Below are 20,813 nucleotides of genomic sequence, written 5' to 3'. Positions count from 1 at the left end.
TCAGTTGAGTTTTTTGTTGATGTCGGCCAGCACGCTTTCGATCTCTTTGCGCCGCCCGGCATCGGCGGTTTCCCGGCCCGGCCGTGGAGCGGCCAGCAGGGCTTTTTGCAGGGCCTCGCGGGCTTCGCTGTAGCGTTTTTGCCGGTACAGGTGATCCCCCCAGAAATACAGACTATCTATGCCCGTCGGGTTCAGTTGCAAGGCCTGTTTGAGTAACTGGTCAGCCTTGTCGGCATCGCCAAAGCCGATCGGCCAGCCGGGAACCCGATCATACAATGCGGCGAGGCTGGTGTAGGCCGAGCCTTGCAGGGCCTTGGGGTCGAGGGCGAGGGCTTTTTCCAGGTCGACCTTGGCCGCCTTGACCTTGCTCAACGCGCCAAGCCCGCCCTGGGCACCGGCCCAACTGCTGCTGACGATGCCGGACCAGATCCAGGCCTCGGCCGCTTGAGGGCGCGCCTGGGTGAAGGCTGTCGCCTGGGCGGCAAGTTGCTCAAAGGCCTTGGTGCGCTGTTCCTCGGGCAAGTTGTATTGAATATGGGCCCAGCGTGTCTGGATCTCGGTCAGGCGTTGCTGGTCGGCGCTGTCCAGCGCCCAGGTGAGTGGGCTCAGGGCGGTGAGCAGCAGCGCGGCGAAGAGGCGTTTCATGGGTTCAGATCCTTTTTCACGGGTTTATCGCTGAGGCGGCGGACCAGCGGCAGTTGTTTGCGCAAGCCTCGGTCGACCAGGTTCGGCAGCAGGCTGTTGAGGCGCACAAAAAAGCGCTCCGGCCAGCCCAGGTAAAGGTCGCGGCGGTCGTTGGCAATCGCTTTGATCACGGCGGCGGCCACGCTGTGCGGGTCGTCGACGTTGGATTTGAGCGCATCGTTCAAGGCCTGCGCCGCAGGGCTGTTCATGCGCGTGTGGGTGGCACGCGGCGCGACGTACAACACGCCGACCCGCGTATCGGCCAGTTCCCGGCGCAGGGCTTCGGAAAACCCGCGCAAGGCGAACTTGGTCGCGCAGTAGGTGGCATAACCGGGGTAACCGATGGAGCCGTAAGTGGAGCCGACGTTCACCACCATCGCGCTCGCGGCTTGCTTGAGCATGGGCAGCAGCAGCTTGGTCAGGCAGATCGGCGCGGTGATGTTCAACGCGAGCATGCCGTTGATCTCGTTTTCGTCGAGCTGTTCCAGCATGGCGAAGTGGTTGATCCCGGCTGCGTTGATCAGCAGGTTGACGCCGCCGATGGCTTGCGCGGCGGCCAGCACCTTGCGCCGGTCGTTGAGGAAGGTCAGGTCGGCGCCGACCCAGCACAGTTGTTCCGGGTATTGCGCCAACAAGGCTTCCAGCGGTTCGCGATGACGCGCCACGGCCAGCACATGCGCGCCACTGGCGCACAGTGCGGTGGCAATCGCCAGGCCAATGCCACCGCTGGCGCCGGTCAGCACCACACGGGCTTCAGACAGGCGCATGGGGAGCCTCCCCGCTACGCGGCAGGTTGCGGAACATGTCGGTGTACAGCGCGTACACGACTTTGGAGGCGCGGATCACGGCGGCCTGGTCTTCGGGGTCGTCCAGGCTGTTCATCAAGCGGCGGTACGTTTCCATGTGCCCGATGTCCAGGGCACCGTGGGAGCTCAGGTAGCTGAACGCCGTCTCCGGCAGTTGCAGGTGATCGCGGATGCTGCCGGCGGCGTGGGTGGCCAGGGCGATGCTGGTGCCTTCCAGCACATTGACCATGCCGAACAGGCCGACCGGATTGTCACGGGCGATCAGGTCGTAGAGGTAGCTGACCATCAACTCGATGGGCAAGCCCGGGCGTCCGTCACGTACCGCGTCGCGGTCGCCGCCACAGGCCTCGATGTCATCGAGCACCCATTGCTCATGGCCATATTCATCCTCGATGTAGTCGCTGACTGCCTTGCGCAACCACTCCAGGCGCGAGGGCAGGCGCGCACCGCAGGCCATCATCAACGGCACGGTGTGGCGCACGTGGTAGTAGGCCTGGGCGAGGAATTCACGGTAGCTCTCCAGGCTGACCTTGCCTTCCAGTGCATCACGGATGATCGGCAGGCTGAACAGGGCCTGGCGTTCTTGTTGGGTAGCGTCTTGCAGGGTGTCGAAAAAGTTCACGATGAAGTTTCCTCGTTGAGTGCAGGGGCAAGTTGGGATTGATAGTGCGCGACGATGGCGTCACGCCGTGGCCGGCCATTGGCGGTGAGCAAGCCGTTGGCGGCGGTGAACGGTTCTTCCAGGCGCGTCCAGCAATGCACCTGTGCGTAGTCGGGCAGGCCGCTGTTGGCCAGGGCCACGGCGGCGGCCAGTTGGGCGTCGGTGCAGTCGGCGCGATGAGGCCACAGCAGCGCGTGGTTCTGCGGCAGGGCTTCGCCGTAGACGAAGGCCTGGGCGATGGCGCCGCCCTGGGTCAGTTCGGCCTCGACCCAGTCCGGGTTGACGTTGCGCCCGTAACTGGTGACGAACTGATGCTTCTTGCGGCCTTTGAGGTAGAGAAAACCGTCGTCGTCGAACGCGCCCAGATCACCGCTGGGCCACCATTGTTCGGGCTGTTCGGGCTGGCCCAGATAGCCGAGCAAGGTCGAGCCCTTGATCAGCACCTCGTTGTCTTCGGCGAGGCGGATCTCCACATGGGGCAGCGGCTGGCCAACACTGCCGGCGCGCTGGGCGCCGGGCCGGTTGAGGCACACCACCGAGGCGCATTCCGACAGGCCATAGCCTTCGAACACCGGCACGCCCAAGTGCTGCGCGCGCAGCAGCAAGGCCTTGGAGACCCGCGCACCGCCCACCGCGGCAAAGCGCAGGCCTTGCGGGTTGAAGGCTTTCTGCTCGGCGGCGATGACCAGCATCAGTAGCAACTGCGGAACCAGGATCAGGCTGTGGGGTTGGCGCACCGCCAGGCAACCGAGCAATTGCGCGGCGTCCACCGCACTGGCGCCCTGGATGCCCAGGCTCTTCTGGCTGGGCAGGCTCAAGGTGGCGCCGGCATACAGCGCGGCGTAGCACCCCAGGTTCTCGAGCAGGATGGCAAGCGGCAATAATGACAGGTGATGGCGCGGGTCGCTGGCATGGCTGGCCTGGTACAACTCGCGCGCCACCCGCAGTACGCTGTCGGCGCTCAGGCACACGCCTTTGGGCGTGCCGGTGGTGCCGGAGGTAAAGGTCACCTTGGCCGTGCCCAGGGGCATTGAAGGGCGGCCGTCGAACGCGCGGCGCCAGAAGTCGCCGGTTTTGCGGTAACCGCCAGCGTGCAATTCGGCGTCCAGGTAGGGCTCGGCGATCACGCGCTCGGCGTGGCTCTGTTCCAGGCAGTGGGCGCGCTGGGTCGGGCTGAAGAACGGCGGCAGGGTCAGGCAGGTCAAGCCTTCGAACAGGATCGCCAGGTCCCACAGCATGGCCTCGATGCCATTGTCCAGGGCCAGCGCCACCACCTTCACGCCTTCATCGCGCAGGCGTTCCTGTCGAGCGGTCACCTCGGCGAACAGCGCGGTGTAATCCATCTTCAAGGTGTCGCCCCACAGGGCGACGGCGCCGTCATTGCGTTCGGCATAGCCGCGAAGAACAGCGTGGAAACGGCGGGTTTCAGGCGACATGGCAGGCATCCTCAATCGTGGTCGGCAACCCCAGGCGCGAGAACAGGCCCATGTTGCGCAGATGGATGAAGCCGGCGCGGATATTGCCGACATGCACCCAGGGTTGGCTTTCGTAATAACTGCCCCAGTGATGGCGCTCATCGCCCAGGCGCTGCGGGTCGGCGGCGCACAGGGTGACGGGCTTCAGGCCGAGGCGATGGAAACTGTTGACCAGGCCGATATTGCCGGTGAATGCCACCCACTCCAGGCCGGCCATGGCCAGCAACCAGGTGATGGCGATGATGCTCAGGCGCGCACTGCCGGTGTCGCTGGCGGCCAGGTTGCCGACTTCGGCGATGGCCCGGCGGTCTACCGGTTGCGCGGCGGCGGCGCTGATCAGCGGCTCGATCGGATGGTCGAGGTAGCGCTCCAGGAACAACGGCTCGTCGCTCGCCAGGCGCACCCCGGCGACGGCGCAGAGTTCACCGTTGGCCTGGCTGACGCCAAACAGCTGCGGCATGAAATGACGGATATCGGCACCGTGGGCAATCCGAAAGCGCTGCTGGATGAAGGCTTCGAAGGCCGGGCGTTGGGGGTCTTGAGGCAGTGCTCGGGAAAGGCACAGCGATGCGCTGTCGGCTTGGCCGAACAGCAGGGGCAGGGGAATCTTCCAATCGATACCGGGCATTGGCGTTATGCCTCCCAAGTGAAGTTGGGAGAAGTATCAAAGGCATTTCTTAACGAAGTCTGAAGGTGGCGAAAATGATCGTTTCAGCGATCTTCAGATTGTCTTAAGACTAGCCGGGCAGGGTGACCGCGACTTTATCAAGGCCGGGTTCGGCCCCAACCCCTGCACAAGGTGCCTTTTCTATGAGCGAAAACCTGATGACAGCGCGCTATTCAAGGCTGTCGATGATTCTGCACTGGTTGATGCTGGCGTTGTTTGTCGGCGTGTACGGTTGCATCGAAATCAAAGGTCTGTTGCCCCGCGGGCACGCACTCAAGGGGCTGTTCCTCGGCGCCCATGCGCTGTTCGGTATCGGGATTTTCCTGCTGGTCTGGCTGCGCCTGCTCGGGCGCCTGACGCCGCGCCCACCGATCGTGCCGCGCCCGCCGGCCTGGCAGACGGGCATGTCGCACCTGATGCACCTGGCGTTGTACGGCCTGATGATCGTCACGCCGCTGCTGGCCTGGCTGATGCTCAACGCCGCAGGCAAACCGGTGCCGTATTTCGAGTTTTCCTTGCCGACCCTGGTCGCAGCGGACCCGGACCTGGCCAGGCAGTTCAAGCACTGGCATGAATGGTTGGGCAGCGCCGGTTACTGGCTGATCGGCCTGCACGCCGCCGCCGGTTTGTTCCACCACTATTGGGTGCGGGACAACACCTTGCTGCGCATGCTGCCAAAACGTTAAGAACGCTGAGGTTGCGGTTAAGTCGCTTGATGAAACGTTTCATCAAGCGACAAACGGGCTACGCAAGCGCTTGCGTAAGCAAATCTATCTGATTAGAGTCGGTGGTGATCGGCTCTGATCCAAGGAGCGCGAATACAAAAATAATAAATTCAGGAGCTCAGTCATGAGCCTCGAACCCTTGCTTGAAATGCAGGGCATCAGCAAAACCTTCAACGGTTTGCGCGTGCTCAAGAATGTCAGCCTGAAAGTCTACCCCGGCGAAATCCACGCCTTGATGGGGGAGAACGGCGCCGGCAAATCCACCCTGATGAAAATCCTCTCCGGCGCTTACCAGGCCGACCCGGGCGGCACCATCCGCATCGCCGGCCAGCCTGTCGCCACGTTCGACCCCGCCACTGCCAAAGCCCTCGGCATCGCCGTGATCTATCAAGAACTGAGCCTGTGCCCGAACCTGAGCGTGGCCGAGAACATCTACCTGGGCCGCGAACTGCGCCGTGGCTGGACCATCGACCGCCAGGGCATGCAGGCCGGTTGCGTGGAAGTGCTGCAACGCCTGGGCGCCGAGTTCACCGCGGCAACGCGGGTCAGCAGCCTGTCGATTGCCGAACGCCAATTGGTGGAAATCGCCCGCGCCCTGCATGCCCACGCCAAGATCCTGGTCATGGACGAGCCCACCACGCCGCTCTCATCGCGCGAGACCGATCGCCTGTTCGCGCTGATCAAACAGCTGCGCAGCCAGGGCCTGGCGATCATCTATATCAGCCATCGCATGGCTGAGATCTACGAACTGTCGGACCGGGTTTCGGTGCTGCGCGACGGCCAGTACATCGGCGAACTGACCCGCGACGCGCTGTCGGCCGAGGTGTTGGTGAAGATGATGGTCGGCCGCGACCTCTCCGGTTTCTACAAGAAGGAACACGCGGCCTATGACCCTGGCGCGGTGGTGATGCGCGTGCGCGACATGGCCGATGGCAAACGCGTGCGCAACTGCAGCTTCGACCTGCATGCCGGCGAAGTGCTGGGCATCGCCGGCCTGGTGGGGGCAGGGCGCACCGAACTGGCGCGGCTGATCTTCGGCGCCGACCCGCGCACCGGCGGCACCCTGGAAGTGGTGGGCAAGACCGTCACCCAACTGCGCACCCCGGCCGACGCGATCCGCGCCGGCGTGGTGTACCTCACCGAAGACCGCAAGGCCCAGGGCCTGTTCCTGGACATGAGCGTGGCCGACAACATCAATGTCTGCGCCTGTGTGCCGGACGCCCATGCCGGTGGCGTGCTCAATCGACGGCATGCCGCGCAACGCTCGCAGGATGCGATCAAGTCGCTGTCGATTCGCGTGGCGTCGGGCAAGGTCAACGTCGGCGCGTTGTCCGGCGGCAATCAGCAAAAGGTCTTGTTGGCGCGGCTGCTGGAGGTCAAGCCGCATGTGCTGATCCTCGACGAACCCACGCGCGGCGTGGACATCGGCTCCAAATCCGAGATCTACCGCATCATCAATCAACTGGCGCAGGCCGGCGTAGGCGTCGTGGTGATTTCCAGCGAGTTGCCGGAAATCATCGGCACCTGCGACCGCGTGCTGATCATGCGCGAAGGCCAGTTGGTGGCCGAAGTCGGCGGGGCTTCGGGCCACGTCATTTCCCAGGAACGTATTATTGACCTCGCCACCGGTGGCGATCAGGTGGCTGCCCATGGCTGATTCGAACAACACAATGACCCTCCCGCCAATCGGCAAGGCCGAGCGGCTCAGGGAACTGATGCGCAGCGTCGGCATGCTGCCGGTGCTGGTCCTGCTGCTGGTGGGCTTTGCCCTGGCCAGCGAAAACTTCCTGACGGTGCAGAACCTGTCGATCATCACGCAACAGGCCTCGGTCAACGTGGTGCTGGCGGCGGGCATGACCTTTGTGATCCTCACTGCCGGCATCGACCTGTCCGTCGGCGCGATCCTCGCGGCGTCCGCCGTGGTGGCGTTGCAGGCCTCGATGTCGCCGCAGTTCGGCATGTTCGGGATTGCCGCCGGGATTGGCTTTGGCCTGTTGCTGGGCCTGGTCAACGGTGGGTTGATCGCGTTCATGCGCTTGCCGCCGTTTATCGTCACCCTCGGCGCGCTGACCGCCATGCGCGGCCTGGCGCGTTTGCTGGCCGACGACAAGACCGTGTTCAACCCCGACCTGCCGTTTGCCTTTATCGGCAACGACTCGATCCTCGGCGTGCCGTGGTTGGTGGTGATCGCGGTCGCGGTGGTGGCGTTGTCGTGGTTCATCCTGCGGCGCACGGTGATGGGCGTGCAGATCTATTCGGTGGGCGGCAACCCGGAAGCGGCGCGGCTTTCCGGGATCAAGGTGTGGAAGGTGCTGCTGTTCGTCTACGCGATGTCCGGTGCGTTGGCCGGGCTTGGCGCGGTGATGAGTGCTTCACGCCTGTTCGCCGCCAATGGCCTGCAACTGGGGCAATCCTACGAGCTGGATGCGATCGCCGCGGTGATCCTCGGCGGCACCAGCTTTACCGGCGGCGTCGGCACCATCGGCGGCACGCTGATCGGCGCACTGATCATCGCGGTACTGACCAATGGCCTGGTGCTGCTGGGCGTCTCGGATATCTGGCAGTACATCATCAAGGGCATCGTGATCATCGGCGCGGTCGCGCTGGATCGCTATCGCCAGTCCGGTGCGCGGACCTGAGTTCACTCCTACAACAATCACAAGAGAGACCCACATGAACCTAAAACACATCTTCCCCGTCATTGCCTTGGCTGCCCTGATGTCCCAAGCCGTGGAAGCGCGTGAATTGAAAGCCCTGGGCATCAGCATGGGCTCGCTGGGCAACCCGTATTTCGTGACCCTGGCCGACGGCGCCACGGCCCGCGCCAAGGAGCTGAACCCCGGCGTCAAGGTCACGTCGGTGTCGGCCGACTATGACTTGAGCAAGCAGTTTTCGCAGATCGACAACTTCATCTCGTCCAAGGTCGACCTGATTCTGATCAACGCCGTCGACCCCTCCGCGATGGCCTCGGCGATCAAGAAAGCCCGTGACGCCGGTATCGTCGTGGTGGCGGTGGACGTGGACGCCAAGGGGGTCAACGCGACCGTGCAGACCGACAACGTCGAAGCCGGCAAACTGGCCTGCCAATTCCTGGTGGACAAGCTCGCGGGTAAAGGCAACGTGATTATCCAGAACGGCCCGCAAGTGACCGCCGTGACCGACCGCGTCAAAGGTTGCAAGGCCGCCTTGGCCGCTGCGCCGCAGATCAAAGTGCTGTCCGATGACCAGGACGGCAAGGGCTCGCGTGAAGGCGGCCTGAACGTGATGCAGGGCTACCTCACGCGTTTTGCGAAAATCGACGGTCTGTTCGCGATCAACGACCCCCAGGCCATCGGCAGCGACCTGGCGGCCAAGCAGCTCAAACGCAGCGGTATCATCATCACCTCGGTAGATGGCGCGCCGGATATCGAGAATGCGCTGAAGACCGACACCCAGATCCAGGCGTCCTCCAGCCAGGACCCATGGGCCATGGCGCAGACGGCGGTGAACATCGGCAATGACCTTCTCAACGACAAGGCGCCGGCCGAAACGGTTACGCTGCTCACGCCCAAACTGATCACCCGCGACAACGTCGCGACGTACAGCGGCTGGTCGAGTAAACACTGAGTCATTGAGGGGGGACAGCGCCGTGGTCACCATGGATGACGTCGCAAGCAGAGCGGGGGTGTCGACGTCAACGGTGTCCCATGTGTTGAACGGCACCCGCAAGGTCAGCCCGGCCACGGTGCAAGCGGTGCAGCGCGCGATCCAGGAACTGGGTTATATCCCCAACACCCTGGCGCGCTCGCTGGCGCGTTCGAGCACCAACACCATCGGCGTGGCGATCTCGGCGCTGTCCAATCATTACTTCAGCGAAACCGTACACGCGATCGAAACCGAGTGCGCCAAGCACGGCTACATGATGCTGTTCGTCGATACCCACGACGACCCGGAGCAGGAGCTGCGGGTGGTCACGGCGCTGCATCACCGGCGCGTCGACGGCATTGTATTGGCGCCCTCGAACGGCTCGCTGGCCCTGGAGTATCTACGGGCCAGCGAGATTCCGGCGGTGCTGGTGGACCGAATGATGAGTGAACAATTCGATCAGGTCGGGGTGGCGAATACCCAGCCCACCCAGGCGCTGATTGCCCACCTGATCGCCCATGGGCATCGCCGAATCGGCTTTATCGCCGGGCGCCCGGGGTTCAGCACCACGGATGAACGGGTGGCTGGTTATCGCGCGGCATTGGCGGCCGCGGGGCTGGCGTTCGATCCGCAACTGCTGGTCAACGGCGGCTCCAACACCGAACCGGCACGCCAGGCCACGGTGCAGTTACTGGGCCTGGCCGCGCCGCCGACCGCGATCATGGCCGGCAACAACCTGATGACCCTCGGCGCCATGCAGGCCTTGCGCGATGCACATATCGAAGTGCCGGCGCAGATGGCGCTGGTGGGCTTCGATGATTTTGATTGGGCGGATTTCTTTGTGCCGCGCCTGACGTTGATCGCCCAGCCGGTCCAGGCGCTCGGCGCTCGTGCGGTCAACCTGTTACTGCAACGCATGGCCGCACCCGATGCGCCGACCCGCAGTGTGCGTCTGGAGCCGACCCTGCAAATACGTAACTCCTGTGGCTGTGATTGATTGGAATGACTCGCGTATGAACACTGCTGTTTCCCTCGGCATCGACCTGGGCACCTCGGAACTCAAAGCCATCCTGATGGACGCCAGCGGCGCGGTGCTGGCTCAGGCCGGCGTGCGCTTGAGCGTCTCGCGCCGGCACCCCGGCTGGTCCGAACAGGCGCCGCAAGACTGGTGGCAAGCCTGTTTGCAGGCGCTGGATGTGTTGCGCGCTCATGAATCGTTTGCCCGTGTGGCGTGCATCGGCCTGTCTGGGCAAATGCACGGCGCGGTATTGCTGGGGGATGACGATCGCGTGTTATACCCGGCGATTCTGTGGGACGACTCGCGCGCGGTGGCCGAAGCGGCTCAGCTTGGGCCAGGGTTTGCCGATGTCACCGGCAGCTTGCCCATGGCCGGCTTGACCGCGCCGAAACTGCTCTGGCTGCAACGGCATGAGCCCGAGGTGTTCAAGGCCATCGATTGCGTGCTGTCGCCCAAGGATTACCTGCGCCTGCGCTTGAGCGGGGAGCGCGTCAGCGAGATGTCTGATGCGGCCGGAACGCTGTGGCTGGACGTGGCCAATCGTCAATGGTTCAGCCCCATGCTGCGGGCCACCGGCCTGGCGCCGGAACAAATGCCCAGGCTGGTGGAGGGCGGTGCGGCAAGCGCGTGTCTGACCGCCCGCGAGCTGGGTTTGCGCGCCGAGGTGGTGATTGCCGGCGGCGGTGGCGACAACCCGGTTGCGGCGGTCGGCATCGGCGCGATCAATGCCGGCGACGGTTTCATCACGCTGGGCACCAGCGCGGCAATTGTCGCCATCACCGACCATGCGGCGGGCAACCCGGCCAGCGCGGTACACAGCTTCTGCCATGCGCTGCCCGACCGTTGGTACACCATGGGCGCGATGCTGGCTGGCGCCAGTTGTTTGCGCTGGGTCACGCGCCTGACGGGCATGCCGGATGAACAGGCGCTGTTGGATCAGGTCCAGGCCCAGTTGCCCATCGGCCAATCGGTACCGCTGGACACGCCGTTGTTCCTGCCGTACCTGGCCGGCGAACGCACCCCGCATAACGACCCCTTATTGCGCGGCGGCTTTATGAACCTGGGCCACGACTGCACCCCGGCGATGCTGGGGTATGCGGTGATGGAAGGTGTGGGTTTTGGCCTGCTCGACGCGTTGCGCGCGGTGCAATCGAGCGGCGCCGACGTCACCGCCTGTGCGCTGGTGGGTGGCGGCGCGCGCAGTGAGTATTGGGCGCAGTTGCTGGCCAACATCCTGCAGCGGGAAATCTTCACGCTGCACGGCAGTGAACTGAGCGCGTGCATCGGCGCAGCGAAGTTGGGCTTTTTGGCCATCGGGCAGGGCGCGGCGTTGCTCGCGGCGGGCATGCCGGTCAAGGCGCGGTATGTACCGGACGTGGCGCAACAGCCGGTGCTGGAGGCGCGTTATCGCAAGTTTCAGGGGCTGTTGGGCGCGGCCAAGGCTCTGCACGACTGACTTGACCTGGCCCTGTGGGAGGGAGCTTGCTCCCGATAGCGGAGTGTCAGTCACTGCATAAGTGCCTGAACCACTGCTATCCCCACCTAAGGTTTGTCGGCGTTAGTCCGTCAGCGGTGGCAGGCGCCGCTTCACTGGGGTTTTCTTGACGATGGCGGTGTTGGTCTCGGCATAGACGTTGAGCCGATCCAGCAGGCTGTCGAGGTGGTCCATGGTGCGTACATGCAGGCGTGCGATGAAGCAGTCCTCGCCGGTGACTTTGTCGCATTCGGTGAATTCGGGGATGGCCTGGATCTGCCGCTCCACTTCCTGCAATTGGCCGGGCAGGGGACGGATACGCACGATGGCTTGCAGCAGGTAGCCGAAGTGTTTGGGGTCGATGTCGACCGTGTAATGGGTCAGCACGCCGCGCTCTTCCAGGCGGCGCAGGCGTTCGCCGACGCTGGGCGAGGACAGGCCGGTGATGCCGGCCAGGGCCTTGAGGGACAGCCGGGAGTCGTCCATCAAAGCGCCGATCAGTTGTTGGTCGATGGTGTCGATCATGGTGTGCGCCTAATAAATAAAGGTCATTGAGGCTTTTCGCCTTTTTTAGGCGCTGGAGCCGCGGCGAACCAGCTTGCCATAATTGAGCCTCACTTGAGGAGTCTCAATCATGGATACATCCATCCGTCGCGGGTCGTGGGAAATGGTCGCCGCCATGCTGATCTCGGGCACCATTGGCTGGTTTGTACTGGTGTCGGGCGTATCGGTGCTCGAAGTGGTGTTCTGGCGCTGCGTGATCGGGGCGCTGACATTATTGCTGGTGTGCGCGCTGCTCGGGTATCTGCGCCGGGACTTGCTCAGTTGGGCCGGGCTCGGCCTGGCGATGCTCAGCGGAGGGGCCATTGTCGGCAACTGGTTGCTGCTGTTCGAATCGTATTCCCGCGCGTCCATCGCCATCAGCACCGCGGTGTACAACGTGCAGCCGTTCATATTGGTGATACTGGCGGCGCTGTTTCTCGGTGAAAAGCTCAGCGTGCCGAAGCTGGCGTGGCTGAGTGTGGCATTCCTCGGGATGCTGGCGATTGTCAGCGCCCATGGCAATCAGCCAACCGGCGACGACTACCTGGCCGGTATCGCCCTGGCCCTCGGCGCGGCGTTTCTGTATGCGCTTGCCGCGCTGATCATCAAGCGCCTGAAGGCGGTGCCGCCGCATTTGATCGCGCTGATCCAGGTCACGACCGGTGCGTTGTTACTGGCGCCGCTGGTGCCGTGGCACAGTCTGCCGGTGGCGCACAACGCCTGGGCGGCCTTGTTGACGCTCGGGGTGGTACACACCGGTTTGATGTATGTGTTGCTGTACGGGGCGATCCAGAAGTTGCCGACGGCCATCACCGGCGCGTTGTCGTTTATCTACCCGATTGCGGCGATTCTGGTCGACTGGATTGCCTTCGGGCATCGCCTGGGTTGGCTGCAATGGCTGGGTGTCGCCGCGATTCTGTTGGCTGCCGCCGGTTTGCAAAGGGGCTGGTGGTGGCGCCCCAAAGCGGTGGTGCAAGTGCAGTGATCGAGAGCGGGCGCGCCGTTGCAGCGCGCCCGCGGTTCGATCAATGCGGCGCGCGCGGGATGGTCTTGAGCAGATCGTCCGGGCTGATGTAGCCGACCACGCTGCCTGGCTGCGGCAACCCGAGGATGTGCCCCTTGATCTTGCCCACCACATGCATTTCGCATGGCTTGCAGTCGAATTTCAGGGTCAGCACTTCATCGCCATGGATCAACTGCATCGGCGCAACCTTGGTCTTCACCCCCGTCACGCCCTTGGCCTGTTTGGGGCAGAGGTTGAACGAGAAACGCAGGCAGTGCTTGGTGATCATCACCGGCACTTCACCGGTTTCTTCGTGGGCTTCGAAGGCCGCGTCGATCAGTTTCACGCCGTGGCGATGGTAGAAATCCCGGGCCTTCTGGTTATACACGTTGGCCAGGAACGACAGGTGCGCTTCCGGGTACACCGGCGGCGGGCTGGTTTCGGCCTTGCGCCCACCACGCGGGTGAGCGTCGATGCGCGCCGCTGTCAGCGCTTCGATCACTTCACGGCGCGCGGCCTTGAGCTGCGAGTTGGGGATGAAGAATGCCTGCGGCGCATCCAGCTCGATGGCGGTGGCGTGGTATTCGGTGGTGCCCAGTTGGCCGAGCAGGTCACGCAGGGTGTCCAGCGCCTGTTCCGGCTTGTTGGCCGCGCCGAACGGGCCGGGCAGGGCGACGCTGGCGGTGATGCCTTCTTCGCTGGTGGCGTTCAGTTCCAGGCGATCTTCGCGCAGTCGGGCGACCCACGACAGGCCGATCCGGCGCTCGGCGGAGGTTTTGAGCAGCGCCTGTTGCCAGTTGTGGTCGAGGTTGCGGTTCAGCGGGTGGTTGGGGCGCAACTGATGCAGGCCGGCCGGCATTTCGTTCGGCTCGACGCGATAGCGGTAGCGCTTCTCGCCGTCTTCCTCGAACTCGCCCTTGGCCTCGGCGATATTGGCGCGAAAACCCACCACTTCACGCTTGACCAGCACATTCAGGCCGTCGCCGTTGGACAGCGGCTCATGGGTGATCACTTGCAGGTCGCGTTTGCCGGCTTTTTCCACCACGCCCACCGGCAGACCGGTGAAGGTCGGGGTGTCGAAGGCGCCGATGTCGATCTTGCGGTCGCTGACGAAATAGTCGGTGCTGCCCCGGTGGAAGGTCTTTTCCGGGTCGGGCAGGAAGAAATGCGCGGTCCGGCCGCTGGAAGCGCGGGCCAGGTCGGGGCGGTCTTCGAGGATCTCGTCGAGGCGCTGGCGGTAATAGGCGGTGATGTTCTTCACATAGCCCATGTCCTTGTAGCGCCCTTCGATCTTGAACGAGCGCACACCGGCATCGACCAGGGCGCGCAGGTTGGCGCTCTGGTTGTTGTCTTTCATCGACAGCAGGTGCTTTTCAAAGGCGACGACGCGGCCTTGATCGTCTTTGAGGGTGTACGGCAGGCGGCACGCCTGGGAACAGTCGCCGCGGTTGGCGCTGCGGCCGTTCTGCGCGTGGGAGATATTGCACTGCCCGGAGAACGCCACGCACAGGGCGCCGTGGATGAAGAACTCGATGGCGGCATCGGTTTCATCGGCAATGGCGCGGATTTCCTGCAGGTTCAGCTCGCGGGCCAATACCAGTTGCGAGAAGCCGGCCTGGTCGAGAAATTTGGCGCGGCCCAGGGTGCGGATGTCGGTCTGGGTACTGGCGTGCAGCTCGATCGGCGGGATATCCAGCTCCATCACGCCCAGGTCTTGCACGATCAACGCGTCGACGCCAGCGTCGTAGAGCTGATGGATCAGCTTGCGCGCCGGTTCCAGTTCGTTGTCATGCAAGATGGTGTTGAGGGTGGTGAAGACGCGGGCGTGGTAGCGCCGGGCGAATTCGACCAACTGCGCGATATCGCTGACCTCGTTGCAGGCGTTGTGGCGGGCGCCGAAGCTTGGGCCGCCGATGTAGATGGCGTCGGCGCCATGCAGGATGGCCTCGCGCGCGATGGCGACATCGCGGGCAGGGCTGAGCAATTCCAGGTGATGCTTGGGCAAGGACATAGTTTTTTTAGTCAGGCTTGTCACGGTCGAGGCGCGCATTGTAGCCGTGAAACGCCTGACCGGCACCTACCGCAGGGCCGCCGGCGGGCTTGGCCTGCAAGGTGCCAGGCCAATGACGGGTGTTTCAATCGACGCGGGTTCAGGCCTTGGCGGCCATCGCGGTGACTTCCACGCGCATGCCTTCCACCGCCAGGGCCGCCACGCCAACTGCGGCACGCACCGGCCACGGCTTGGCGAAGAAGCGCTTGTAGACCTCGTTGAACGCCGCGCGGTCGGCCATGTCGGTCAGGTAGATGGTCAGGTGCATCACCCGGTCCATGGAACTGCCGGCGCGTTCAAGGGCGACTTTCAGGGCTTGCAGCGTGCATTCGCTTTGCGCGGTGATGTCGCCCAGTTCCAGGCTGCCGTCGGCGCGGGTCGGGATCTGGGTGGAGACCAGGATGCCGTTGAAGCCGATCACGTCGGAGGAAATCGAGTCGGCATCCGGATCAGGGGTGAAGGATAGGTCGTTGTTGGCCATGCGGATCTCTTGGCAGGGAAAGGGTGGTCAATTTAAACACAGGGCGCGCGCGGATCAGTACCCTTCGGCTTTGCAGGCGTGGCGAGCGACGGGTATTTGACGTCAAATGATATTTATTTTTCATCGGTCAAGTCCGGTATTTATTGGCCGATAGCGCAGGAAATAAACCGCGATTCCACACACGGCTGAGGCTACGTCATGTTCAATCACACACTAAAAACAGAACTGGCGGCCAGGAGGGCCGAAGTCGCTGAATACCAAGGATTGATTGCCGCGCTTGAACGCTCCATGGCCGTGGTCGAATTCGACCTCAATGGCAAGGTGTTGCGCGCCAATGACAACTTTATGAAAACCCTGGGTTACAGCAGCGCTCAATTGGCCGGCAAGACCCACCGTGATTTTTGCCCGTCGGCGCTGACCAGCAGCCCTGCCTATGCCGAGTTCTGGCAGGAACTCAGGGCCGGCAAGTTCGTCTCGGGCACATTCAAACGCGTGGACGCCCACGGCAAGATCATCTGGCTGGAGGCCAGCTACAACCCGGTGCTGGATGAGCGTGGCCAGGTCGTGAAAGTGGTCAAGTACGCCCTCGACGTCACGCGCAAAGTGGAGCAGGAGGCGGCGACCCGCAGCAAGCTGGCTGCGCTGGACCGGGCGATGGCGGTGATCGAGTTCGACTTGAACGGGCAAGTGCTCGATGCCAACGAGAATTTCCTCGCGGTCATGGGGTATTCACTGACGGAACTCAAAGGCAAACATCACCGTATGTTTTGCGAACCGACCCAGGTCAACAGCCCTGAGTACGCCGACTTCTGGCGGCGCTTGAACAATGGTGAATTCTTCACCGGGCAATTCAAGCGTATCGGCAAGCACGGCCGCGTGGTGTGGCTGGAAGCGAGTTACAACCCGGTGTATGACGGCGACGGCAAGCTGATCAAAATCGTCAAGTTCGCCAGCGACATCAGCGAGCGCGTCGAGAAGTTCGAGGAGGATTCACGCGGTGCTTCCCGCGCTTATCATATTTCCTCGGAAACCGAGCGATTCGCCGAACATGGCACCCAGGTGATCCACGAAACCGCCAGTGAAATGCGCCGCATTGCCGAAAACATCGGCGCCTCGGCACGTCTGGTGGGGCAACTGGGCGATCGTTCCGAGCAGATCACTGCGATCGTCAATACCATTCGCGGTATTGCCGACCAGACCAACCTACTGGCGCTCAACGCCGCCATCGAGGCCGCGCGCGCGGGTGATCAGGGCCGTGGTTTTGCGGTGGTGGCCGATGAGGTCAGGCAACTGGCGGGGCGCACCAGCCGTTCGACTGCCGAGATTGCCGAGATGATCGGCCTGATTCTGTCGGAAACCCGTGACGCGGTCGCCAGCATGAGCGCGACCCAGGAAGGCGCGCAACGTGGCGTCAGCCTGGCCGACCAGGCGGGTTCGGTGATTCTGCAGATCCGCACCAGCACCAGCGATGCGGTGCAAGCCGTGAGCATGTTTGCGTCAAAGCTGGATGAGTCGGAGGTGGTTCCGAAAACCGCTGTCGGCTGGGTCGGCTAGACGCGCACCCGGGGTCAGTCTCACTCCTCTACATCCATGAACTCTTTGGCCCAGGCCACGTAGCTCTCCGGCAGGGTGTAGGTGTGAGTAAGCTCGGTGGCACTGAGGTTCGAGGTGCTGTGGGTGAGCTGACGTTGGGCGCGCAGGCTGTCGTAGGTGGCCTTGATCGCCGCGAAGTAGGCGCCGTGGCCGGCCACCACGATGCGTACTCCCAGGCTTGCCAGGCGCTGGCTGTCATTGAGTTTCGGGTTGCCGTAGGTCACCAGCATCAAGGGCACCGTGAGTTGTTGCGCAATCTGCTCAAGGTGCTCGAAGTCGCTGACACCCACCATGCAGATCCCATCGGCACCGGCTTTTTCATAGGCCAGGGTGCGTTCGATCACGGCCTCGGTCGGCAACACCTTTGCGTTAGTGCGGGCGATGATGGACAGCTCGGGGTCGACCCGTGCTTCAAGGGCGGCCCTGACTTTGCCGATGCCTTCCTCGATGGAAATCAGATCGGTCGATTTGCGCCCGAACTGCGCCGGCAACAGCGTGTCTTCAATCGTCAGTGCCGCTACGCCTGCGCGTTCCAGCTCCGCGACGGTACGCATGACATTCAGGGCATTGCCATAGCCGTGGTCGGCATCGGCAATCACCGGCAACTGCGCAACGCGGCCGATCCGGGTGGCCTGTTCAGCGAACTCACTCAAGGTGATCAACGCAAAATCGGGTGCCGCCAGTACCTGCAGCGAAGCGACCGAGCCCCCCAGAATGCCGACTTCGAAGCCCAGGTCGGCGGCGATACGCGCCGACATCGGGTCGAACACAGAGGCCGTCTCAACGCACAGTGGCGTAGCAAGCAGTTCACGGAAATTACGACGCAGGGCTGAGTGGGACACTTTGGGCATGATCTTTCCTGGTTCTGGTCATTGTCGACTGACGATCAATGCCTATTCATAGTCGTCAGAGATTACCACGCCACAAAACCCAGGATTATGACGTTTGAGAATGGGCTATGCCCACCGCACATACGGTGGGCGCGAGGTGTGCGCCGTTCAGTCGGCAGGCTGGCTAAGCAGGTTGAAATGACAGGCGCTGCCACCGCGTCGTTTAGCCTGGTACATCGCGTCGTCGGCCCGTGCGAGCAGTTGCTCGACGCTTGCCCCGTCCCATGGATACAGGCTGATGCCGACGCTGATGTGTGTGTTCAGGCGGTGGGCATCGATCATGAACGGCTGGTTGATCGCGCCGATCAATTTATCGGCCAACACCTCGACCTGCCTGGCGTGGTCCATGCCGGTCACCAGGATCGCAAATTCATCGCCGCTCAAACGGCCGACGACATCGGACCTGCGCACCGACTGGCTGAGGCGTTCGGCCACCGCCACCAGCAACTTGTCGCCGCACGCATGCCCATGGGTGTCGTTGACCGCTTTGAAACGGTCCAGGTCGATAAACATCAACGCCAGCGGCTGTTGCTGCTGGGTGGCATGACTCATCGCTTGATTGAGCAGGCTCAGAAACAGGCTGCGGTTGGGCAAGCCGGTCAGTCCGTCATGGAACGCCAGTTGTTGCATGCGCGCACGTTCTTCGTCCATCACCTTGAAGTTGTGCAGGATCGCGATGAAGTGCGTGACCACGCCCTGCGGGTCGAGCACCGGGGTAATGACCTGATTGATCGTACAGTTGGAGCCGTCCTTGCGGCGCTCGACCATCTCACCCTGCCAGGTCAGGCCCGCCATGATGGTCATCCACAGCTCTCGATAGAACGTGGTGGTTTGCCGTCCCGACGACAAAAGGTGCGGGGTTTTACCGACCAGCTCCAGCTTCGAATAGCCACTCAACAGGCTGAACGCTCGGTTGATCCACACAATGCAACCCGATCTCTCGGTGATCAGCACCGGGTTTGTCGCCGCGTCCAACGCCCTCACCAACACTTGCTGCTCATCTTCGATCATGGTGCCCTCCGACGGAGCCGGTGACGCTGCAAGTCTTGATGCAGGCTAGGGGCAAGGGGCCTGGCGGCTGTTGATGAAAATCAACTTTTGCGGGCACCAACTGATAAAGATCAAGTAGCCGCTGAGCCGGAACGCTCAATCTGAAGGCCTATCCACCGAATCAGATGGCCGCGTGCCGAGGTGCCCCCATGTTGCAGACTCAGCGTTTACTGTTGATTGCCCCTTCGTCCATGACCCGCACACCGGCGTTCGATCGTGCAGCTGCCTTGGCGCGCGCGATGCAGTTGCCGTTGCATATCGTGGCATTCGACTATTTGCAGGCCCTGGCGATCGCCGGGCTGTTCGCGCCCGAACAGATCAATCGGGCCCGGGAAGGGTACCTGGACACCCATCGCCACTGGCTCGCCGAGCAGGCCGAGGTAATGCGCCAGCGCGGGGTCGAGGTCACCAGCGAGGTGGTCTGGGTGCATCATCCTTATGAGGAAATCCTGCATTTCGTCAACGAGATGTCGCTGGCCCTGATCATCAAGGATGCCGAGGAAGAGCCAGCGTTGAAACGGGTGTTCTTCACCCCGCTGGATTGGCAACTGCTGCGCGACTGCCCGGTGCCGGTGCATCTGGTCACCGACTCGCGCCACCCGTTGCCACGCAAGGTGCTGGCGATTGTCGATGTGTTGCGCAGCGAGGAGCAGGACCAGATCTTCAACGACCAGATTGTCGAAGCGGCGGTCAAGCTGGCCGCGCAATGCCAGGCCCAGCTCGAGTTGCTGCATGTGTACGACTGGGCCGCGGTGTATGCCAAGGACATGGGCTTCGGCGCGGTGCCCCTGGCCGCCGGGCTCTATGAGTCGTTGAATGAAGCCCAGCATGAGGCGTTTGCCGCGTTGGCCGAGCGCCAGGGGATTCCCGTCGAGCATCGGCACTTTATCGAGGGCACGCCGCTCTTCAACATTTGCGACTTCGCCCGCGATCACCAGATCGACATTATCGTCATGGGCACCGTGCAGCACTGGGGCTTGAACAAGCTGTTGGGCACTACCGCCGAAAGCCTGCTGCACCACGCGCCGTGCAGCATGTGGGCGATCAAACCGACGCGCAACTGATGAAGGATTGAACCTGGCGCCAGGACCAACCGGTGCCCGACGAGGTGCGAAATGAGCCAATATCAACGTCTGTTGCTGATCACCGACCGTTCGTTGTATCACTCCCCGGCGCTGCTGCGCGCGGTGGCCCTGGCCAAGGCCAGCGGCGCGGCGCTCGATATCAGGGCGTTTATCGAACCTGCGCCGATCATTCATTTGTGGGAAGAACACGTCGATGAGTCGGCTTTTCAGGACTACCTGCACCGCTATCGCGATTGGCTGATCGACGAAGTCCAGCGCCTGGGCGGTAACGGGCTGAAGGTGACGGTTGAATTGCTCTTCACCACCCACCCTGTGCTGGAGATCCTGCGCACGATCGCCGATCTGAACCCGGACCTGGTGATCAAGGACGTGAAGCTGGAGCCGGTTCTCAAGCGCATATTCATCACCCCGCTCGATTGCCACCTGCTGCGCGAGTGCCCGACCCCCCTGCATCTGGTGAGCCAGGCGCGCTACGGTTTGCCCCATCGCGTAGTGGCGGCCGTCGATCCGTTCGAGCCCGGCACGCAGATCAGCGGTCTGAACGACACCATCATTCAGTGCGCCTACTCCATGGCCCTGCAATGCGATGCGCCGCTGCATCTGTTGTACGCCTATGACCTGTCACCGGCATTCAACGGTGATGCGCCGATGGCCATGGGCGGTTGGAACGTGGACTTCGCCGAAGAGCTGCGCCAGTCGTTGCACCAGGCGTTCGTGACCTTGGCCGACCGTTATGGCGTACCGCCGGAAAGACGGCACTTTGTCATGGGCCAGCCAGTGCCGGTGATTCAGGAGTTTGTCGAGCAATTCCAGGCCGACGTGGTGGTCATGGGGACTGCTCACCGGGTCGGGCTCGACCGACTGATCGGCAGCAACACCGAACGGGCGCTGTATTCGGTGCCGGGCAGCATTTTAGCGATCCGCCAGCCGGGAAACGACGTCAAGGGCTAGCCCGGGCTCTGATCCTTTATTGACAAAGGTCAG

At 63.0% G+C, this 20,813-nt stretch carries 20 protein-coding genes and 1 pseudogene; 11 read left to right on the top strand and 10 right to left on the bottom strand.

All coding sequences use genetic code 11. The annotated features are described in order from the left end of the window. From NR164_RS02925 to NR164_RS02905, 5 genes are read right to left on the bottom strand one after another with little or no spacing between them, the layout of a single operon-like run. The gene (locus NR164_RS02925) at positions 1-645 is read right to left on the bottom strand and encodes a tetratricopeptide repeat protein (RefSeq protein WP_017845734.1); all 645 of its coding nucleotides are present in this window, start codon (positions 643-645) and stop codon (positions 1-3) included. Further along, the gene (locus tag NR164_RS02920) at positions 642-1,451 is read right to left on the bottom strand and encodes an SDR family oxidoreductase (protein WP_046383363.1); all 810 of its coding nucleotides are present in this window, start codon (positions 1,449-1,451) and stop codon (positions 642-644) included. The genes NR164_RS02925 and NR164_RS02920 overlap by 4 nt, the downstream gene beginning before the upstream one ends. Continuing rightward, positions 1,438-2,112 carry a TenA family transcriptional regulator gene (locus NR164_RS02915; RefSeq protein ID WP_046383364.1) on the bottom strand — a complete coding sequence of 225 codons (675 nt, stop codon included), beginning with the start codon at positions 2,110-2,112 and terminating at the stop codon, positions 1,438-1,440. Before NR164_RS02915 ends, NR164_RS02920 begins: the two co-directional genes overlap by 14 nt. Beyond that, entirely contained in the window at positions 2,109-3,587 is a 1,479-nt protein-coding gene (locus tag NR164_RS02910) for an AMP-binding protein (protein ID WP_256822266.1), read from the bottom strand. Before NR164_RS02910 ends, NR164_RS02915 begins: the two co-directional genes overlap by 4 nt. After that, complete coding sequence (locus NR164_RS02905) at positions 3,577-4,254, bottom strand: thermostable hemolysin (protein WP_256822265.1); 678 nt, start codon at positions 4,252-4,254, stop codon at positions 3,577-3,579. Before NR164_RS02905 ends, NR164_RS02910 begins: the two co-directional genes overlap by 11 nt. A gap of 182 nt (positions 4,255-4,436) precedes the next feature. Between NR164_RS02905 and NR164_RS02900 the strand changes: the two genes are divergently transcribed. The 6 genes from NR164_RS02900 to xylB all read left to right on the top strand — a co-directional run bounded on the left by NR164_RS02900 (position 4,437) and on the right by xylB (position 11,116). After that, entirely contained in the window at positions 4,437-4,979 is a 543-nt protein-coding gene (locus tag NR164_RS02900; RefSeq protein ID WP_017845739.1) for a cytochrome b, read from the top strand. Between the two features lie 163 nt (positions 4,980-5,142). Continuing rightward, on the top strand, positions 5,143-6,675 hold the full coding sequence (locus NR164_RS02895) for a sugar ABC transporter ATP-binding protein (protein ID WP_108524059.1): 1,533 nt from the start codon (positions 5,143-5,145) through the stop codon (positions 6,673-6,675). Between the two features lie 13 nt (positions 6,676-6,688). Then, positions 6,689-7,657 (top strand): ribose ABC transporter permease, encoded by a 969-nt coding sequence (locus NR164_RS02890; protein WP_086005473.1) that lies wholly within the window; start codon positions 6,689-6,691, stop codon positions 7,655-7,657. 34 nt (positions 7,658-7,691) lie between these two features. Next, the gene (locus tag NR164_RS02885; protein ID WP_057004076.1) at positions 7,692-8,624 is read left to right on the top strand and encodes an ABC transporter substrate-binding protein; all 933 of its coding nucleotides are present in this window, start codon (positions 7,692-7,694) and stop codon (positions 8,622-8,624) included. A 22-nt stretch (positions 8,625-8,646) separates the two neighbouring features. Then, positions 8,647-9,639, top strand: a complete 993-nt coding sequence (locus NR164_RS02880; RefSeq protein ID WP_046383370.1) for a LacI family DNA-binding transcriptional regulator — start codon at positions 8,647-8,649, stop codon at positions 9,637-9,639. A gap of 16 nt (positions 9,640-9,655) precedes the next feature. Then, positions 9,656-11,116: a xylulokinase gene (xylB, locus tag NR164_RS02875; protein WP_126588365.1), complete on the top strand. Its 1,461-nt coding sequence runs from the start codon at positions 9,656-9,658 to the stop codon at positions 11,114-11,116. A gap of 102 nt (positions 11,117-11,218) precedes the next feature. Here xylB and NR164_RS02870 read toward each other — a convergent pair whose 3' ends face one another. Then, entirely contained in the window at positions 11,219-11,659 is a 441-nt protein-coding gene (locus NR164_RS02870) for an Lrp/AsnC family transcriptional regulator (RefSeq protein ID WP_017845744.1), read from the bottom strand. 109 nt (positions 11,660-11,768) lie between these two features. On the opposite strand from NR164_RS02870, the gene NR164_RS02865 reads away from it, so the two are divergent. Then, entirely contained in the window at positions 11,769-12,662 is an 894-nt protein-coding gene (locus NR164_RS02865) for a DMT family transporter (RefSeq protein ID WP_046484202.1), read from the top strand. A gap of 40 nt (positions 12,663-12,702) precedes the next feature. Here the strand turns inward: NR164_RS02865 and NR164_RS02860 are convergent, their stop codons facing one another. Both NR164_RS02860 and NR164_RS02855 read right to left on the bottom strand, forming a co-directional pair. Next, positions 12,703-14,691 carry a U32 family peptidase gene (locus tag NR164_RS02860; RefSeq protein ID WP_079443756.1) on the bottom strand — a complete coding sequence of 663 codons (1,989 nt, stop codon included), beginning with the start codon at positions 14,689-14,691 and terminating at the stop codon, positions 12,703-12,705. Positions 14,692-14,830: 139 nt separating this feature from the next. Beyond that, positions 14,831-15,211, bottom strand: coding sequence for a RidA family protein (locus NR164_RS02855; protein WP_177033196.1), 381 nt, complete (start codon positions 15,209-15,211; stop codon positions 14,831-14,833). Between the two features lie 198 nt (positions 15,212-15,409). On the opposite strand from NR164_RS02855, the pseudogene NR164_RS30440 reads away from it, so the two are divergent. Next, positions 15,410-16,177 (top strand): annotated as a pseudogene (locus NR164_RS30440) (PAS domain-containing protein); the annotation flags it as partial. A 93-nt stretch (positions 16,178-16,270) separates the two neighbouring features. Next, positions 16,271-16,765: a methyl-accepting chemotaxis protein gene (locus NR164_RS30435; protein ID WP_372340279.1), complete on the top strand. Its 495-nt coding sequence runs from the start codon at positions 16,271-16,273 to the stop codon at positions 16,763-16,765. A 20-nt stretch (positions 16,766-16,785) separates the two neighbouring features. Here NR164_RS30435 and NR164_RS02845 read toward each other — a convergent pair whose 3' ends face one another. After that, complete coding sequence (locus NR164_RS02845; protein ID WP_046383376.1) at positions 16,786-17,655, bottom strand: oxaloacetate decarboxylase; 870 nt, start codon at positions 17,653-17,655, stop codon at positions 16,786-16,788. Positions 17,656-17,802: 147 nt separating this feature from the next. Then, positions 17,803-18,705 (bottom strand): GGDEF domain-containing protein, encoded by a 903-nt coding sequence (locus NR164_RS02840; protein WP_017845750.1) that lies wholly within the window; start codon positions 18,703-18,705, stop codon positions 17,803-17,805. Between the two features lie 188 nt (positions 18,706-18,893). Between NR164_RS02840 and NR164_RS02835 the strand changes: the two genes are divergently transcribed. Together NR164_RS02835 and NR164_RS02830 are read left to right on the top strand one after the other, a co-directional pair. Next, on the top strand, positions 18,894-19,808 hold the full coding sequence (locus NR164_RS02835; RefSeq protein WP_104903156.1) for a universal stress protein: 915 nt from the start codon (positions 18,894-18,896) through the stop codon (positions 19,806-19,808). A gap of 51 nt (positions 19,809-19,859) precedes the next feature. Further along, positions 19,860-20,780, top strand: a complete 921-nt coding sequence (locus NR164_RS02830) for a universal stress protein (protein WP_046383377.1) — start codon at positions 19,860-19,862, stop codon at positions 20,778-20,780. The last annotated feature ends 33 nt before the right edge of the window (positions 20,781-20,813 follow it).

The organism is Pseudomonas sp. Pse79, from assembly GCF_024519615.1.
Lineage (GTDB): Bacteria > Pseudomonadota > Gammaproteobacteria > Pseudomonadales > Pseudomonadaceae > Aquipseudomonas > Aquipseudomonas veronii.
Note: the sequence above shows the minus strand (reverse complement) of the source record. Positions and strands in the feature narration are given on the sequence as shown.

Bases quoted from the DNA above. Each gene is read 5' to 3' on its own strand.
- NR164_RS02895 (WP_108524059.1), top strand. From the start codon at position 5,143: ATGAGCCTCGAACCCTTGCTTGAAATGCAGGGCATCAGCAAAACCTTC.
- xylB (WP_126588365.1), top strand. From the start codon at position 9,656: ATGAACACTGCTGTTTCCCTCGGCATCGACCTGGGCACCTCGGAACTC.
- NR164_RS02830 (WP_046383377.1), top strand. From the start codon at position 19,860: ATGAGCCAATATCAACGTCTGTTGCTGATCACCGACCGTTCGTTGTAT.
- NR164_RS02865 (WP_046484202.1), top strand. From the start codon at position 11,769: ATGGATACATCCATCCGTCGCGGGTCGTGGGAAATGGTCGCCGCCATG.
- NR164_RS02920 (WP_046383363.1), bottom strand. From the start codon at position 1,451: ATGCGCCTGTCTGAAGCCCGTGTGGTGCTGACCGGCGCCAGCGGTGGC.
- NR164_RS02870 (WP_017845744.1), bottom strand. From the start codon at position 11,659: ATGATCGACACCATCGACCAACAACTGATCGGCGCTTTGATGGACGAC.
- NR164_RS02845 (WP_046383376.1), bottom strand. From the start codon at position 17,655: ATGCCCAAAGTGTCCCACTCAGCCCTGCGTCGTAATTTCCGTGAACTG.
- NR164_RS02835 (WP_104903156.1), top strand. From the start codon at position 18,894: ATGTTGCAGACTCAGCGTTTACTGTTGATTGCCCCTTCGTCCATGACC.
- NR164_RS02910 (WP_256822266.1), bottom strand. From the start codon at position 3,587: ATGTCGCCTGAAACCCGCCGTTTCCACGCTGTTCTTCGCGGCTATGCC.
- NR164_RS02885 (WP_057004076.1), top strand. From the start codon at position 7,692: ATGAACCTAAAACACATCTTCCCCGTCATTGCCTTGGCTGCCCTGATG.
- NR164_RS02925 (WP_017845734.1), bottom strand. From the start codon at position 645: ATGAAACGCCTCTTCGCCGCGCTGCTGCTCACCGCCCTGAGCCCACTC.
- NR164_RS02860 (WP_079443756.1), bottom strand. From the start codon at position 14,691: ATGTCCTTGCCCAAGCATCACCTGGAATTGCTCAGCCCTGCCCGCGAT.
- NR164_RS02855 (WP_177033196.1), bottom strand. From the start codon at position 15,211: ATGGCCAACAACGACCTATCCTTCACCCCTGATCCGGATGCCGACTCG.
- NR164_RS02890 (WP_086005473.1), top strand. From the start codon at position 6,689: ATGACCCTCCCGCCAATCGGCAAGGCCGAGCGGCTCAGGGAACTGATG.
- NR164_RS02900 (WP_017845739.1), top strand. From the start codon at position 4,437: ATGAGCGAAAACCTGATGACAGCGCGCTATTCAAGGCTGTCGATGATT.
- NR164_RS02840 (WP_017845750.1), bottom strand. From the start codon at position 18,705: ATGATCGAAGATGAGCAGCAAGTGTTGGTGAGGGCGTTGGACGCGGCG.
- NR164_RS02905 (WP_256822265.1), bottom strand. From the start codon at position 4,254: ATGCCCGGTATCGATTGGAAGATTCCCCTGCCCCTGCTGTTCGGCCAA.